The organism is Streptococcus sp. KR (genome assembly GCF_002238115.1).
In the GTDB taxonomy this organism is placed as follows: Bacteria; Bacillota; Bacilli; order Lactobacillales; family Streptococcaceae; genus Streptococcus.
Genome location: NZ_NGVM01000015.1, coordinates 48,279 through 64,658 on the forward strand (window position 1 = coordinate 48,279; position 16,380 = coordinate 64,658).

At 39.7% G+C, this 16,380-nt stretch carries 11 protein-coding genes; 1 reads left to right on the forward strand and 10 read right to left on the reverse strand.

The annotated features are described in order from the left end of the window. Positions 1 to 55: 55 nt before the first annotated feature. The 6 genes from rpsR to CBI42_RS07655 all read right to left on the reverse strand — a co-directional run bounded on the left by rpsR (position 56) and on the right by CBI42_RS07655 (position 5,592). Positions 56 to 295: a 30S ribosomal protein S18 gene (gene rpsR / locus CBI42_RS07630; RefSeq protein WP_000068664.1), complete on the reverse strand. Its 240-nt coding sequence runs from the start codon at positions 293 to 295 to the stop codon at positions 56 to 58. 31 nt (positions 296 to 326) lie between these two features. Beyond that, a complete protein-coding gene (ssbA, locus tag CBI42_RS07635) occupies positions 327 to 797 on the reverse strand; it encodes a single-stranded DNA-binding protein SsbA (RefSeq protein ID WP_004269791.1) in 471 nt (156 codons plus the stop codon). 11 nt (positions 798 to 808) lie between these two features. Continuing rightward, a complete protein-coding gene (gene rpsF, locus CBI42_RS07640; protein ID WP_001151778.1) occupies positions 809 to 1,099 on the reverse strand; it encodes a 30S ribosomal protein S6 in 291 nt (96 codons plus the stop codon). Between the two features lie 219 nt (positions 1,100 to 1,318). Then, entirely contained in the window at positions 1,319 to 1,873 is a 555-nt protein-coding gene (locus CBI42_RS07645; protein WP_094753662.1) for a DJ-1 family glyoxalase III, read from the reverse strand. 10 nt (positions 1,874 to 1,883) lie between these two features. Next, positions 1,884 to 3,107, reverse strand: coding sequence for an FtsW/RodA/SpoVE family cell cycle protein (locus CBI42_RS07650; protein WP_061590331.1), 1,224 nt, complete (start codon positions 3,105 to 3,107; stop codon positions 1,884 to 1,886). Between the two features lie 4 nt (positions 3,108 to 3,111). Beyond that, on the reverse strand, positions 3,112 to 5,592 hold the full coding sequence (locus CBI42_RS07655) for a bifunctional DnaQ family exonuclease/ATP-dependent helicase (protein WP_306425623.1): 2,481 nt from the start codon (positions 5,590 to 5,592) through the stop codon (positions 3,112 to 3,114). Between the two features lie 123 nt (positions 5,593 to 5,715). Here CBI42_RS07655 and CBI42_RS07660 point away from each other — a divergent pair, with 123 nt between their 5' ends. After that, on the forward strand, positions 5,716 to 5,901 hold the full coding sequence (locus tag CBI42_RS07660) for a hypothetical protein (protein WP_001068558.1): 186 nt from the start codon (positions 5,716 to 5,718) through the stop codon (positions 5,899 to 5,901). A 24-nt stretch (positions 5,902 to 5,925) separates the two neighbouring features. On the opposite strand, the gene CBI42_RS07665 is transcribed toward CBI42_RS07660, so the two are convergent. The 4 genes from CBI42_RS07665 to CBI42_RS07680 form a co-directional block, all read right to left on the reverse strand. Then, positions 5,926 to 6,777: an NAD(P)H-hydrate dehydratase gene (locus CBI42_RS07665; protein ID WP_094753664.1), complete on the reverse strand. Its 852-nt coding sequence runs from the start codon at positions 6,775 to 6,777 to the stop codon at positions 5,926 to 5,928. A gap of 258 nt (positions 6,778 to 7,035) precedes the next feature. Next, positions 7,036 to 14,196 (reverse strand): SIALI-17 repeat-containing surface protein, encoded by a 7,161-nt coding sequence (locus CBI42_RS07670; RefSeq protein ID WP_094753665.1) that lies wholly within the window; start codon positions 14,194 to 14,196, stop codon positions 7,036 to 7,038. Between the two features lie 365 nt (positions 14,197 to 14,561). Then, entirely contained in the window at positions 14,562 to 15,419 is an 858-nt protein-coding gene (locus CBI42_RS07675) for a bifunctional methylenetetrahydrofolate dehydrogenase/methenyltetrahydrofolate cyclohydrolase (RefSeq protein WP_049487868.1), read from the reverse strand. 157 nt (positions 15,420 to 15,576) lie between these two features. Continuing rightward, positions 15,577 to 16,380 (reverse strand): MucBP domain-containing protein (locus CBI42_RS07680; protein WP_142294091.1); only part of this gene is annotated, 804 nt, incomplete at its 5' end.

The following is a 16,380-nucleotide window of genomic DNA, read 5'->3' on the forward strand; positions in this document are numbered from 1 at the left end:
TCGTGAAAAAAAGACCCGTTGGGGTCTGAAAAAGAGGTCCGCCCGGACCTCTTTTTTAATCTTCGTTTACGAAAGGCATCAAAGCCATTACGCGAGCGCGTTTGATAGCTGTTGTTACTTTACGTTGGTTTTTAGCTGAAGTTCCTGTTACACGACGAGGAAGGATTTTCCCACGTTCTGAAACGAAACGGCTAAGAAGCTCAGTATCTTTGTAATCAACATATTCAATTTTGTTTGCTGCGATGTAATCGACTTTTTTACGGCGTTTGAATCCGCCACGACGTTGTTGAGCCATGTTTTTTCTCCTTTATAATTTTAGTTGTCCATTAGAATGGTAAATCATCATCTGAAATATCCAATGGATTTGTTGCTCCAAATGGATTTTCATCACGTGAAAAGTCTGGTACTGAATTTGTAGGTGCTGAATAGTTTGCAGTTGGTGCAGAATAAGCTCCACCTGTGTGACCCTCACGCACACTACGGCTTTCCAACATTTGGAAATTCTCAGCCACGACCTCTGTCACGTAGACACGTTGTCCTTGCTGGTTATCGTAACTACGAGTCTGGATACGACCTGTCACCCCGATAAGTGAGCCTTTTTTAGCCCAATTAGCAAGGTTCTCAGCCTGTTGGCGCCACATAACGACATTGATAAAATCAGTCTCACGTTCGCCATTTTGACTCTTAAATGTACGGTTTACTGCAAGAGTAAAAGTCGCAACTGCTACATTTGATGGGGTATAACGCAACTCAGCGTCACGTGTCATACGCCCTACAAGTACAACATTGTTAATCATAGTTTACCTTCTTACGCGTCAGTTTTGACGATCATGTGACGAAGAATGTCAGCGTTGATTTTTGAAAGACGGTCAAACTCTTTAAGAGCTGCATCGTCGTTTGCTTCAACGTTAACGATGTGGTAAAGTCCTTCACGGAAATCTTTGATTTCGTATGCAAGACGGCGTTTTTCCCAAGATTTTGATTCAACAACAGTTGCACCGTTGTCAGTCAAAATAGAGTCAAAACGTGCTACCAAAGCGTTTTTAGCTTCTTCTTCAATGTTTGGACGAATGATATAAAGAATTTCGTATTTAGCCATTGATATGTTCCTCCTTTTGGTCTAATGACCCCAAGACTTTGCAAGGGGTAAGTGAGGTTCGCTCACAATAAACTATTATACTAGAAAACATTTTTTTACGCAAGTAAAAAAACCGAAATATAAAAAGAAGATGACGAATCATCTTCTCAAAAACTATAACTCTATAGAGAATGATTAATATTTTAGTATTTATCAAACTATAGAGATTATGGTTCCGTTTTATTGATTTTTACCAAAGACATCTCGATAGAGCATTCCTGTTCGTAAACTCTCTGCATCTCCTCCTAATTGCTCTACCAGCTCGTAGGCAAAGGCAAGGGCTGTTGAGGGACCTCGACTGGTTGTCAAATGACCATCTACCACTACTGTTTCCTTGACATATTGACCATCAAGGATTTGCTCTTGAACGCCATCGTAGCAAGTAAACTTCTTGTTTTTCAATACTCCTGCTTGATTGAGGGCAATTGGAGCTGCACAAATGGCCGCCAGTTTCTTCCCTTCTTGCTCGAAATTTTGCAATTCTTGAATCAAGGCCTGATTGTCCCGCAAATGTGCAGAACCAGGCATCCCTCCAGGAAGAACAACCATATCATAGTCTGATAAATCACCATCAAAGACACGATCTGCTCTTACTTGGATTGCATGCGAACCCATCACTTGCTCTTCAAACCCAACCATATCACAAGTGATATTTGCCCGACGCAAAACATCCACAACTGTCAAAGCTTCAATTTCTTCAAAGCCCTGAGCCAACATAACTGCTACTTTTACCATGATTTTCTCCTTATTTGATTTGTTTTAATACAACCTTTTTCCGTTTGAATGGAACTTTTCCGCTCTTTTCTTCAGCTAGATTGGTCTGGTAACTCATCGATAAAAGTAAGCCCACACCAATCAGATTACTGATAATAGCCGATCCCCCTTGAGAAATGAAAGGCAAGGGAATACCCGTCAAAGGAAGCAAACCTGTCACGGCACCGATATTCTCAAAGATATGGAAGAGTAACATCATAATCAAACCTGTGGAAATATAGGTGTAGAACTGATTATTTGATTTAAGAGTAATCTTCAACATACGATAAATCAGCATAAGATAAAGGGCGATAACAAGGACAGAGCCAATAAAGCCAAAATCTTCTGCGATAACCGTGAAAATCATATCCGACTCTCGAACTGGAATAAGCAGATTAGAAGCATTAAAACCCTGCCCAAACAAGCCACCGCTTCCAATGGCAATCTGTCCTTGAGCCTGCTGATAGGTCGTTGTTTGAGCAAAGTCAAATGGATTGAGCCAAGCCAAAATACGGTTGATTTGGTAGGTCGGCATTCCCAGTTGATGGAGAAAAGCCCGACCGTCCTTGCTGATAAAAATAGCTAAGAAACCAGCAATTCCAGTTACAGCAGTCACAAATACTGGGATAATAATTTTCCAAGAAACCCCCGATAATAAAACGATTCCTGAGAAAATGGCTACAAAAACCAAAGCCGTCCCTAAGTCACTTTGAAGTGCCAAAAGAACTAGGACTGGAATGGTAAAGACAATCATCCAAAAAATCAACAAAAAGTCCAGCGGAACTGTGCGTCTCCACTCCTTATGTTTTTTGGTAAACTGGACAATCACACGAGCCAACATGAGGATATAGGATATCTTCATAAATTCTGACGGCTGGAACAAGGTAACACCATTTACCGATACCCAGTTTTTGGCACCCGTTGATGCAACTAAACTTGGATTATAAAAGACGATAGGTAAGACCATAAGTCCCAAGCCTAAAATATATAGAAAGGGTGTCACCTTCCAAAGAAATTCTGTATTGAAAAGCATGACCACAAAACCAATCACAAGCCCCAAGGCAATCCAAGCGACCTGCTGCCCTAAAATGGGCAAAATATTATTTGGATAATCATGACTAACAGCTATATAAATAGCCACCACACCGATAACTAGTAGGAAAAATACTGGCAGGAGCAAACTATAATCGACTCTAGAGTCGAGAGAACGTTTCATATATTCACCTTTTCTCTTTCTTAGATTTTTCATTTTTGTTGTTTTGGAGGAAATCAATGACAGCAGAGGTAATCTGGTTTCTATTCACCTCTCTGATAGTTCTTTCCTTCGCTAAAGCTTGTCTAATCTGTTTACCATATCGTTTATGAACAATTCGACTATCCAATATCACAGCAATGGAAGCTTGTTCCTCTTTTCTAATTGTTCTACCCAAAGCCTGTTTGAGACGAATAATGGCCATTGGCAGCTGATAATCATAGAAAGAATTCTTCCCTTCCTGACGCAATTCATGATTTAATTTTCGTGTTAAAGGTTCTTGGGGACTTTGGAAAGGCAATCGAGGAATTACTTGAATAACGCAAGGATGGGTAGAAAAATCAACCCCCTCCCAGAAACTTCCTGTTCCAAGTAATATTTGTCGCTCTCCTTTTTCAAAACGTTTCTTCAGCTGACTGGGTTCCCCATTTTTATATTGGGCTAAATGAGGATGGTCTAGTAAATCTGACACTGCTAACAGTAATTCTTTAGACGTAAATAAAACAAGCAAAGGCTCTTGAAACACCTGTAAGGAATGGATAACTGATGTAACCTCTTCTGCATAATCTAAAGGAGAATGTTCAGTTACTAAAGGAAAATCATTTACTAATAGAACTTCTTGCTGTTTCTGTTGTAAAGATTCAACTGTAATAAGTGGGGCTTCCGTAAATCCTAATAAATCCGCTAAAGAAACTCTATTACTGATTTCAAGAGTGGCAGATACGCCAAGCACTCTGCAATCTTCTGGCAATAAATCTGCTAGTAGCAAGCGACCTTTTTTACTTGAACAAATTAACACATCCTTACTTGACTTCTCAGCTGTTGCCAGCCAAAATTCACGGTCGGATGTAAAAAAGCGCGTCATATCTCTATACTCGGGAAGATTTAACTCAGAAAAATGCTGGCGTAAGTTTTCAAGAGAATCCAACCACTTGTCATTCTTAAGCCCTGAGTAAAACTGATCTATCAAATAGCGACATTCAAACCCAATACTCTCAAGCAACCGTCTCTGAATAAGATCTTTTTCTGTTTCCAAGGACTTTTCAACTTGTGTTACTAAATTATCGAGAAGATAAGACTCTTGGGCGAGGTTTTCAAGAGCAATCAGCATTTTTTGAGCTTCATCTATGATTACCAAGCGATTGTTGACAAACTCTGGATCGTCCTCTAAACGTGTTACCAAATAAGCGTGATTGGTTAACAAAAGGCGACTCGATTTAGCCCTATCTTGACTGCGTTTCCAGAAGTCCTCAGAAATAAATAAACTTTTTTTTGAAAGTTTTCCATCATGTACAAATTCAGGTATAAAATGTTGATAACGATACAGCTGCCCGATTTCATCTAAGTCACCTGTTTCTGTCTCTGTTAACCAAATCAATACTTGCATTTTAAAGCGTGTGAATAGGCGGTTAGACTCTGGTCTATGAAGTACTTTATAAAAATTATCGAGTTTCAAATAATTTTGAGGTCCCTTAAGACTATGAATATCAATATGAAAAGTATCTTTTAATTGACTTCCTTCTTCTTGCATAATTTGATTTTGAAGGATTTTGGTAGGAACACTAACAAGTATGCCACCTTCACTTTCCATGCTCAAAGCTGGCAGTAGGTAACCATAAGTCTTTCCAAGTCCCGTTTGGGCTTGAATAAACGCAATTTTCTGTTCCTTTAATAGCTGTTCAACTCTTTCTGCAAATTCAACTTGCTGAGGACGTTCATCCAAGTCTAATAAGGAAATATTTTTAGTAAAATCCTTAGATAGCTTACGTGACTTTAAAGACTTACTTTTCTTTCTTAGAAAGAGTCCATGGAACTCCATCAAATCGCGAGAAGAAAGGAGGGACTGTCGCTGATATACTTCTTCAATCACTAAATAAGTTTCATAAAGGAGGTTATCCGCAAGATTTAACAACGTTTCTAACAGTCCTTTTGGTAACTGAAAAAGTTTTTGACGCATAAAAAGCAAAAGCTCTGCTGTTGCTTGTGCATCAGAGAGAGCGGTGTGGGCGTGGTCTAACTTAATCCCTAACTCTTGACAGAGAATGCCGAGATTGTACTTTTCAAACTGAGGGTACAAAACCTGTGCTAACTCAACGGTATCTACTCGTGGAGTTCTCAACTCATAACCTTCAAAAAATAAGTATTCGGCCAGAAGATTTGCATCAAACTGAACATTGTGCGCGACAAAAACACCATCCTTGACCAGCTCAAAAATCCTTCCAGCTACCTGTGAAAACTCTGGAGCAACTGCCAACCGTTGATCAGTCAAGCCTGTCAATTCTTTTATATGAGAATCCAAGGGCTCATGAGGATTGATGTCAGTCCCATACTGATTGACGATTTCACCATTTTCAATCACCACAATACCCACTTGAATAATTTTCGCCTTGCTTCCGGTGCTAGTGGCCTCTAAATCAACAACCACATACCGATCATTTCTCGAATCCATCATTAAAAATTATATCAAAAAAAGCCCTGTTTGACACCCCTCAACTTCGATAGAAAAATCTCTTTGCTTGAAAAAATTTTTATAAAATGTTTGAATAGTATTATACAGAAAAGGAGACATAAGATGAACCCATTAGATTTGTTTAATCAAGTAAAAGAGCTAATCGAAACAAAAGATTTCGAAGCTGCAAAAACATTTGTTGCAGAAAATCAAGAACAGCTTGGAGAATACTTCTCTCAAGCTCAGCAGTTGATTTCTGGTTCTGAAGGTCTAGATGGCCTCGTTGGAAAGATTAAAGGATTTTTCTAAAAGATATAAAGGCGCCTGAAGCCATCAGGTGCCTTTTTGAGATATTTTTTTCATTATTTTGGGCAGATAAGAGCTGATTTCCGTCGGCAAGACCACATAATGTTCTTGAGATAGTTCTTGGGCTATGGCTGAATGAAGATGGGTTACCACTGCCACACGTTCGTAGAGACTGGCCTGTCGGAATTGGCCTACAAATCCTGCGATCATCCCAGCCAGAGTATCTCCCATTCCCCCAGTCGCCTGATAGGGACCGCCAACCTGTAACTGGTAATAATCAAACTGACCAACTTGCCAAATACGAGTAGCTGGACCTTTCTCTACCAAAATTGTTCCTTGAGGGAAGGAAGTTAGGGCACTAGCCGTTGCATCTTCATTTTGCTTTTCAATAGCAATACCAGACAGCTTTTCCCATTCTTTTTGGTGGGGAGTTAGGATAAGCTGGCTAGAAGGAAATGACAGACTTGTCCTAGCGAGAATAGTCAAGGCACCTCCGTCTACAATCAAAATCTGATTCTTTTTTAAGCTGGCAAAAATCTGTTTGACTAGATTTTCTCCAAATGCATCGTCTCGTAAACCAGGCCCCAGCAAGACAACTTCTGCCTTCTTCAACTGCTCTTTTAACAGTTGTTGGTCTTGAAGAGAAAAGGCCATAGCCTCAGGTAAATGACTGTGCAAAGCTGGGATATTTTCCCTATCTGTTCCAACGGTCACCAAACCAGCTCCACTTTTAACAGCCGCCAAAGCAGACATGATGATAGCACCACCATAAGGATAAGTCCCACCAAGCAACAGCAGACGGCCATAGTCTCCTTTATGACTGGTACGAGAACGTTCAATAATAACTTTTTCTAATAATTCTTGCTCAATCACTTTCATTGTTTTTTCCTCTCTATTCATTATACTATAAAGTCTATTCACCTTGCATCTTAAATATAAATCTCTCCGTTCATATAGAAAAAGAGGGGACAAAACCCCTCTACTCTCCTTTCGTCCAAACACGAAAGTAAACGATTCCATTTTTACTAGTAAAGACGGAGAGGCCTAATTGGTCCTCTCCATCTATTCGACTCATTTATCGATTCATTTTTTATCTTCTACCAATCTATACAAATAGAATGGTATTAGGCGCATAGACTAGTCTTCTTTACGTTTTGCAGTTAATAAAGCTGCTGATAAGGCCAAGGTAACACCTGCCAAGAAAATAGCTGTTTCTGACTGTTTTTCACCAGTTTCTGGCAATCTCTTGTCTTCCTTGGCAACTTGAACTGGTACTTCTGGAGTCTGAGCTTTTTCTAACGAACTTAGTTTAAACTCTGGTTTTTCTACTGTCGGTGCTGGTTGATTACCTACTGTAGCTAGAATACCACGGTACTCTGGAAGTTTATGTTCTAGAGCCATTACAGCATTAACACCACCCTTAAATTCAGGTTTCTCAACACTTGGTACTACTTGATCTCCTACTGTGGCTAGAATTCCTGTGTATTCTGGAACTTCGTTTACTGCTGCTTCTACAAAGTTAGCACCACCTTTGAATTCTGGAACATCGTTCACTGCTGCTTCTACAAAGTTAGCACCGCCTTTGAATTCTGGAACTTCGTTTACTGGCGAAGGTTCCTCACCCTTACTATTGGAAATAGATGGTTTTACTCCTACCTCAATAATACGATCTTGAGCTTTTCTTTGTTCAGAATGAACAAGGGTTCTATTAGTTCCTGATACTTGAATATAGTCAACTTTTTCTCCAGCTTGTCCTTCAGAAACTATACGACGTTGACCTTGAGCAAGTTCAGGGGTGTCACGAATAATTTCTTTAAACGGAAGTGGAGTCTTTTCAATTTCCAAGCTTGGAGCTTCTGCAGCTAAGTTCTTAACGCCTTCTGTCGGTGTTGTTTGGAAGGTAGACTTAAAGTGTAAACGATATTCTTTCACCAGATTTCCATCTTTTGAAACAAGACGAACCAGTGTTGGAAGATTTGTATTTCCATGATCCACTATTGTGACTACTCCATGTCCACTAGTTGTCGCAGTGACTTTTGGTTTAGTTCCCATTGTTGTTAGGGTGTACTCTGTCACATTTGGATCAAAGTTTTCCAATGCTTTTCCATCGATCGAAATAGTCGCTGATGGTGTTTCCACTTCTGCTCCCTTGCCTGCAGAATAGGCTGTAAATTCTACAAGTGCAAGACCATTGGTAGTAGCCTTACGAGTCATGCGAGCACGAATAGCTGTCGTTTGAACCGGATCAAAGTTAAACTCGATTGGTTTACCAGCTACTAATTCTCCAGAAGCTTTGTAAGGAATTGGTGCCCAATTTTCTGCCTTATTGAATGGATGATCGGCATTTTCTTCATAACGAGAAATCGTACTTGGTTCTGTAAAGGCAGGGCCAATATATCTTTCTAGAACCATTTTCTCTGGGGCATCTGTTCCACTATCTTTAAAGAACTGCATGGCAACTTTTCCAATAGCTTGTGAGGTAATGTTACCGTTCTTCTTAAACAATATTCCCACAGAAGTTTCTTGATTTTTTGGTGTACGAGACCAGTTTGTCCAACGTCCATCCTCATTAAATTTTCCATCATTGATATAGAAAATTCTATCATGTGAAGCTGCTTGTGTATCGTTCGTTGTTGAAGCAAAGGCTTTAGAGTCCGTTTCATTGTTGCTTGGATTTTCTGAGATGACTTGATTTCCTTTAGCTACAACTGTTACTTGCATGGTAGTTGTTAGATTTGTACCGATGACATGACCAGTTACTTGGAATCTTCCCTCATGCTCTGTCGCATGTTGAGGAATAGTATCCCATTTCACTGCCAGTTTATCTGTAGTCCAAGTATTTGAAGTTGGATAATAAACAGTGACTTCTGATGGAAGCTGAAGGGTATCTCCGAGCTTCAAAGTAGTTGCACCATTTTCAGCTGCTAAAGGTAGACTTGTATCTTTTTCATCATTACGGTAGATCCGATATTCTTTTAAAATAGTACCATCTTCAGCCTTCAAAATAAGACGTGTCGCACCTTTTGGACTTGTTGCTGGAACAAGAGTAACCAAACCATTGTTGCTAGCTGTTGCAGTAATTTCCTTGCTAGATTGAGGAATATAATAATCTGTTTTCGATGGATTAAAGTGTTCAAGATCCTTGCCATCTACTTTGATAGAAATATCTGAACTTGTTTCACTTAAGACCTTGTTTCCAAGGATAGTTAGCTCTGTCAGACCAACTCCCGCAGTACCTTCAGCCTTTTTCATTCGAAGACGAACAGCATAGGTTTCTACCTTGTCAAAGGTAAAGTGATTGGTTTGAGTTGCAGATAGCTGGCTTGGAGCATGTAAGTTTTCAACTGCCTTCCAGTTGGCTGGATTATTAAATGGATGATTAGTATCACGCTGAGCATTGCTGACATCACTTGGTAAATCTGGAATTTCTTTACCTACATAATATTCAACTACATATTCTTTTGGAAGACCAATTGCTCCATCAGTATAGAAATCAACCGACAAATTGTTGACAAAACGTTTCGTCAAGTCTCCTGAATTACCAAACAAGATAGAAGCCCAGTCATTATCAGTATTTGTTCTCCAAGTAGTCCATCTATTTTTAGCATCTGTTGGCGTTCTTGACACAGTTAGGTCGTTCAAGGTATTAGCTGAATCATCTCCTCCTGTATTGGATACAATGGCAGCTGGCAATTGTGACCCTGTCCATTGTTTAGAGATATTATTTCCAGCAACAACTTGACTAGACACTCGAACATGAGCTTTAGTTGTAAGATTGCTACCTACTAAACGACCATTGATTTCATAGACCCCTTCAGTTTGACTAAAGTTGACTGGAACCTGTTCCCAAACCACATCTTTGTAGATAGTTGTTCCGTTAGAATGGTAAGCACGAACATTAGCTGGCAATTGAACTGTCTCACCCTTAGGTACTGTGAGGCTGACTTCCTCTGCAACTTGTAAGCCTTCAACTGTCACCGTTGCTTGAGCTTCAATGTCTGTTCCTTCTACATGTCCTTTAAGGGTAAAGCTATGATAGCGACCCAATTCTTTTTTATCTACCTTGTCCCAAGTTACAGATACTTTGCGTGGCAAGCCCTTATCAAATTCTGCCCCAACTTCTTTAGGTAGATTCGGTTGCTGATTAATATCTGTAGAAATAGATACAGGATGAAGTTTCACAATCTTCTTGCTGACTTTATTTTCTTTAATCACCACTTCAGTAGTTATAGATTTCGTGCTCTCTGTCTGATTATCGATGCGTGGTGTCAATGTCACGCGTCCTTTGCTATAAAGAAGGAGGTTTTGTCCATTCACCTCAAGATGCCCACCATCAGATGATTTAGCTTCTAGGTGAATATCTGAAGCTGAAAATTCTGTTTGAGAACCATCCTCATAACTACCAATGACACGATAAGTTAAAACCTGATCTTCAGTGGCAGTTTCTTTTCCTTCTACAACCACTTCCAAACGTTTCAAGGCAGGAGCTTCCTTCACAAACTGAATTAAGTAAGTTTGAACCAAATCACCCTTTTGGTCACTCAAGAAGACAGAAGCCTGATAACCATTATCAGCAGAAGCTTGCTGAACAGTTACTTGATAACCAGTAGTCTGAGCCCCAACACTTGGAATTGTTCCAGTGTAAGGAAGGGACACACGGTAATAAGTCTTGCCAGACTCGAAGTTCTCAAGAGCTTTATCCCCAACAGTAAGTCCTGTAATGCTACTTGTTGTTTCCTTACTGCTTGCGATAAAGGTTGCCGTAACTTCATGACCATCATCTACTAATTTACCAGTAGCTTCCGTACGTCCACCTTCTTTTGTCAAAGCAGAAGGATCTTTCAAGGTCCAAGAAACAACATCAGTATCAATCAAGCTACCATCTGTCAGAACAGCTGTGACTGTTTTATCCAAATCTGCTGCAGTTGTACCAACTGGGACTGTAGCAACTTTTGGTAACCATCTATCTAAAGCAATCACTTTAACAAATGCCTCAGCTTTAGTTTCCAAACCTTCTACTCGTCCAGATACTTTTTTCTCACCTGCACTTGTAAGCAAGTCAGCTGGCACGTCCCATGTTACAGTCTTTTCCTCAACACTACCGTCGCTATAAATAGCTGTTACTGTTTGAGGCAATTCAGGATTTGTTGTCACATCAGTTGTTGCTTTTACAGGAGCAAAGGCTACAAAGTGACGGTTTTCTTTCTTACCAGACACAGTTGTGACCGTTGCACTGTCAGAAGTTAAACCAGCAGAATCTGCATAAAGAGTAAATTTACCTTCTTTTTCTGTTGATTTTACAATGACAACTCCTTTACCATTGAAAGCACGTCTTTGCCATGTTCCATCCGCTTGAGCTTTGTAGCGCTCACGGCTAGCTTGTTCTCCATTATCCACACCAACAATTTGTCCCTGACCATGAAGATTGAAATGAACAAGATTATTCGCTGTCGGAACCACATTCCCATCGCCATCAACAATTTCGTAATGGATGTAGGATAGGTCTTTCCCATCTGCAGTGATAACATGCTCTTCTTTAGTCAGACGAACTCTTGCTGGTTCCCCTGCAGTTGTCACACTATCACGCGCAATTTCGTTGCCATTTTCATCTCGAGCAATCGCAGTCAGTGTGCCGGGTTGGTATTTCACAAGCCACTCGAGATACAATTCACTTGGTTTAGCCCCTTCATGATAAGGACGTCCATCTTCTGTCCTTTTCTTCGTATATTCCTTTTTACCAAGCGACTGTCCATTTAAGAACAATTCGACACTTGCAGCATTTGAGAAGGTACGAACCGGAACTTTTCCATCAACTAACATCTTACGTTCTTTAAGTGTCTCTTCAGTCCAGTTCCAATGTGGTAAAATACGTACAGTTGGCTTTTCTTTAGCACTATACCACTCACTGCGATAAAGGTAGAAATCATTTTTTGGTAAACCAGCCGTATCGATGATACCAAAGTAAGAGCTTTTTACAGGTGTATTATCTTGGTTATGCCATGGAGTTGGTTCACCAATATAATCAAACCCAGTCCAGATAAATTGTCCGGCATAGCCAGCGCGATCACGGTCAAAAGTCCATGACTCAGTAGCTGTTCTTCCCCACCCAACACGGTCGTTACCATAATCAGATTGTTCATAGTGACGATTTGGACGGTTATCGTGTCCAAGGATTTGAGCAGGATTGTAATAAGAATCACGCGTTCTAGTAGCTGAAGAGGTTTCAGAACCATAAATGAGCCAGTCTGGATGCGCTCTACGAACCGCATCATAAAAACGTTCACCATAGTTCATACCGACAGCATCCATGATTTCTGCGAGTTTCAAGAAATCACCTGTCGCTGCACGACTAAATTTATTTTCACCCATGGTGACATAACGCTCAGTATCAATCGCCTTGATAATAGCCTTCAGACGCTTAGCAGTTTCGATAGAGCGAGGACTACCATTTGCCTCTTCTACCTCATTTCCAAGAGACCACATGACGATAGACGGATTGTTCTTATCACGTTCTACCATTGTTCTAAGATCAAAATCAGACCACTTCTCACCCTTCTTAGCTTCAGGATGGGTTGCATCTTGATCAAAGAAACGTCCATAGTCATAAGTCTTCTTACCACCATACCAAGTATCAAAAGCTTCCTCTTGAACCAAAAGACCTAAACTTGCTGCAGCATCAAGTAACTGAGGACTAGCTGGATTGTGGGTTGTTCGAATAGAGTTAACCCCCATATCTTTCAGGAGTTTTAATTTACGATAGGTAGCCTTATAATTTTCTTCTGCACCCAAAGCTCCATTGTCATGGTGAATACTTACTCCGTGGAATTTCATGCGTTCACCATTCAGAGAGAAACCATCCTTAGCAGTCCAATTAAAATAGCGGTAACCAAATGTATCTTCTGTTACATCAACTAGTTGACCTTCTTTATAAACCTTTGTTTTCAAAACATACAGTTGAGGATGATAACTTTTTGTCGTCCAAAGAGTTGGTTTATTAACTAGGATTGTTTGTCTGAAATCTGCAACTTCATTTTCTGCTAAATTCTTCGTTTCAGAGCGCACTAATTCTGAAACAACCTTACCTTCCTTAGTGAAAATTTGTTGTTCCACAAAGACTTTAGCAGCCTTCTTATCCGTATTTTTAATCTTACTTTGAACCTGTGTTTCAACATTCCCTTCTTTTTGCTCAGCAAGTTTTGGAGTAGTGATATGATTACCATTTTCGGCAACATGGACTTTATCACGATAACTAAGAGTTACATCACGATAAATCCCACTTCCTGAATACCAACGACTACTTGGTTGCTTATTGGTCACTTGAACAGTAATTGAATTTTCACTACCATCCTTGTTTAAAAATTCTGTGATATCATATGAAAAATGATTATAGCCACTTGGATAATGTCCTACAAATTTACCATTTACATAGACCTTTGAATCCATGTAAACACCATCAAAATTGATACGAACATCCTTATTCTTGTCTGCTTCATTTAATGTGAAAGTCTTACGATACCAAGCTGTTCCACCATTTAACTGGCCACCTTCATTACGCGCGGGAGACTTATGGTCGAAATCAAAATAAATGCTCCAATCATGTGGAAGATTCAATTTAGACCAATCATGAACATCCACATCTTTTTTTGAAAAATCTCCTTGGGCATTTAGTTTAAAATACCAATCTTTATTAAAATCTTGTTTTCGCTCCGATAATAGTTGTTTTTCCTTTTCAACTTCAGCTTTGTTTGACTCTCCAGATAGTGCTTGCGATTTTTCAAAAGAAGGTTTGATCTCTGTGTCTGCTTTCACTTGGTCCTTTTCAGAAGTTTTTTTAGAATCCTCTTTCAGTTCTGTTCCAGATGTTGATGCAGATTCAACAGGCTTTGGATTTGCCTCTTCAGATTTCTGTTTGTCCTCAGCCTTGGTTCCTTCTTCTACTTTATTTGGAGTTTCCACTTTAGGACTAGCCAATTCATGACTACCATCGTTAGCAGGTCTAGTAGTTTCTGTATCCTTAGTCACTTTATCTTCTGTCGACTCAGCTTTGGGTTTTACAAACTCACGCCCACCATTCTCATCAGCCTTTGCGATAGCAGCTGCCACATCATCAGGAAGCTTATCTAAAGGCTGAGGTTGATGAACAGTTGTTTCTTCTGTTTGAGTATTGGATGAAGCCACTTCCTCAGCTTGTACAGCTGAAATGCCAAATATACTAGCCCCAATCATTACAGATGCCGCACCTATTGCAAATTTACGAATGCTATAATGACAACGTTTATCAAAAAGTCTTTTGTTCATTAAAATCCTCATTTCTTTTTCTTGATACAAAGTAAGCGCTTACTTAATTTTAAAAAACGACCTCCTTCTGAATACACAAACACGTACCAAGTTCGATAATATATTTTATATATTAAATATATCAAAACACACCTAAAATTGCAATCATTTTCCATCAATTTAACTTAATAAGATGGTATGTGAGGTAAGTTCATTCAAAAGGAATAGGTGCAATGAAAGTAGCTTTCTATTCTAGACTCTTTCTAATACAAATTTCATTCTATTAATAGCATTTTCATACTTCAAATTTATAGTTTATGGACTCATATCATTTTAGACTGCATTATATAAAAAGAAGGTAAAACATTATTCTACCTTCTTTTTTCCTATTTTCTATCCAATGTCCGAAGTGCTGCTTGATAAGTTTGCTCCATCAGCATGGTAATGGTCATAGGACCTACACCTCCAGGAACTGGTGTGATGTGGCTAGCAAGTGGGGCAACTGCCTCATAATCAACATCACCACATAGCTTCCCATTTTCATCGCGATTCATCCCAACATCAATGACAACTGCTCCAGGTTTAACAAAGTCAGCAGTCACAAACTTGGCACGACCGATTGCTACCACCAGAATATCTGCTTTAGCAGCCACCTTGGCAAGATGATGAGTCCGTGAGTGAGTCAAAGTCACTGTAGCATTCTTTGCCAAAAGAAGTTGTGCCATAGGTTTTCCAACGATATTGGAACGACCGATGACGACCGCATTTTTACCTTCCAAGTCAATCCCATATTCATGAAACATTTCCATAATCCCTGCTGGTGTAGAAGGAATCATGACTGGATGACCAGACCAAAGACGCCCCATGTTTAGCGGATGGAAACCATCCACGTCCTTTTCAGGATCAATAGCCAATAAAACCGCCTCTTCATCAATATGTTTTGGCAATGGTAACTGGACTAATATCCCGTGCCATTCTGAATCTTGATTGTATTTGGCAATCAAGTCTAACAATTCCTCTTGGGTAATGGTTTCTGGAACTCGGACTACTTCACTACGAAAACCAGCTGCAAGGGCAGAACGTTCCTTATTTCGAACGTAGACTTGGCTGGCAGGGTTGTCCCCAACCAAAATCACCACCAAACCAGGTACTAAACCTGTTTCTTCCTTTAATCTTGCAGTCTTTTCAGCCAGCTGTCCTTGTAACTTAGCTGCTAGAGCCTTCCCATCAATAATCTGTGTCATATCACTTCTCTTTTCTTTCAAATATCTTCCATTATACCAAAAACTGTTAGTCCCCTCTAACACTTCTTTCCTAGGCAATCCTATAGTTTCAAACTATAAGAAAAAGGAGCGGATATTCCATCCAACTCCTTATTCTTATTAGAAAATCTAATTAGATTTAATCTTCTTTTTTCTTACGAGCAAGAAGTCCAAATCCTCCTAGTGCTCCAAGAAGTCCGAGCGATGCTAGACTAGCGTTAGCTTCTGTACCTGTGTTAGGCAACTCTTTTTGACCTTCAACATATTTAGGTGTTTCTTGTTTAGAAGGTTTAGAAGGTTGAGCTGGTTTAGAAGGTTTTTCTACTTCCCTAGGATTTGGAACATAGTTAATTACTGTATCTTGACTTGGATCTGTTGGGATGTTTGGTACTACATATCCTTTTGATGGATCTTTCGGATCAACTGGTTTAAGTGGGTTGCCATCTTTATCTTCTGGAGTGAATCCTGGAACGTATGGTAACACTTCTGTTGGTTGTCCTGGTTTTGTTGGATCTGCTGGATCGTTTGGATACTTGATTGGGCTTGTTGGTTGTCCTGGGATGTTTGGAATCCATGATCCGATTGGTTTGTACACGTATGTTACTGTTGAACCGTCTTTTCCAATCTTACCTTTTGCTTCTCCTTCAACACGAACAAGTAGGTGTCCTGGAACAACTTTTCCAGTTGTTGTGTACTCATCTCCTACTTTTCCTTCTGTTGTTTCTGAAGGGATTAAGTCTTTTCCTTTTTCATCTACATATTTAACTACTAGTTTAGCTTTGTTTGCTACGTAGTTAATTACTGTATCTTGACTTGGATCTGTTGGGATGTTTGGTACTACATATCCTTTTGTTGGATCTGTTGGATCAACTGGTTTAAGTGGGTTGCCATCTTTATCTTCTGGAGTGAATCCTGGAACGTATGGTAACACTTCTGTTGGTTG

Excerpts from the sequence above, each read along its gene's own strand:
- CBI42_RS07650 (WP_061590331.1), bottom strand. The coding sequence starts at position 3,107 with ATGAAACGTTCTCTCGACTCTAGAGTCGATTATAGTTTGCTCCTGCCA.
- CBI42_RS07670 (WP_094753665.1), bottom strand. The coding sequence starts at position 14,196 with ATGAACAAAAGACTTTTTGATAAACGTTGTCATTATAGCATTCGTAAA.
- CBI42_RS07645 (WP_094753662.1), bottom strand. The coding sequence starts at position 1,873 with ATGGTAAAAGTAGCAGTTATGTTGGCTCAGGGCTTTGAAGAAATTGAA.
- rpsF (WP_001151778.1), bottom strand. The coding sequence starts at position 1,099 with ATGGCTAAATACGAAATTCTTTATATCATTCGTCCAAACATTGAAGAA.
- CBI42_RS07655 (WP_306425623.1), bottom strand. The coding sequence starts at position 5,592 with ATGGATTCGAGAAATGATCGGTATGTGGTTGTTGATTTAGAGGCCACT.
- ssbA (WP_004269791.1), bottom strand. The coding sequence starts at position 797 with ATGATTAACAATGTTGTACTTGTAGGGCGTATGACACGTGACGCTGAG.
- CBI42_RS07665 (WP_094753664.1), bottom strand. The coding sequence starts at position 6,777 with ATGAAAGTGATTGAGCAAGAATTATTAGAAAAAGTTATTATTGAACGT.
- rpsR (WP_000068664.1), bottom strand. The coding sequence starts at position 295 with ATGGCTCAACAACGTCGTGGCGGATTCAAACGCCGTAAAAAAGTCGAT.
- CBI42_RS07660 (WP_001068558.1), top strand. The coding sequence starts at position 5,716 with ATGAACCCATTAGATTTGTTTAATCAAGTAAAAGAGCTAATCGAAACA.
- CBI42_RS07675 (WP_049487868.1), bottom strand. The coding sequence starts at position 15,419 with ATGACACAGATTATTGATGGGAAGGCTCTAGCAGCTAAGTTACAAGGA.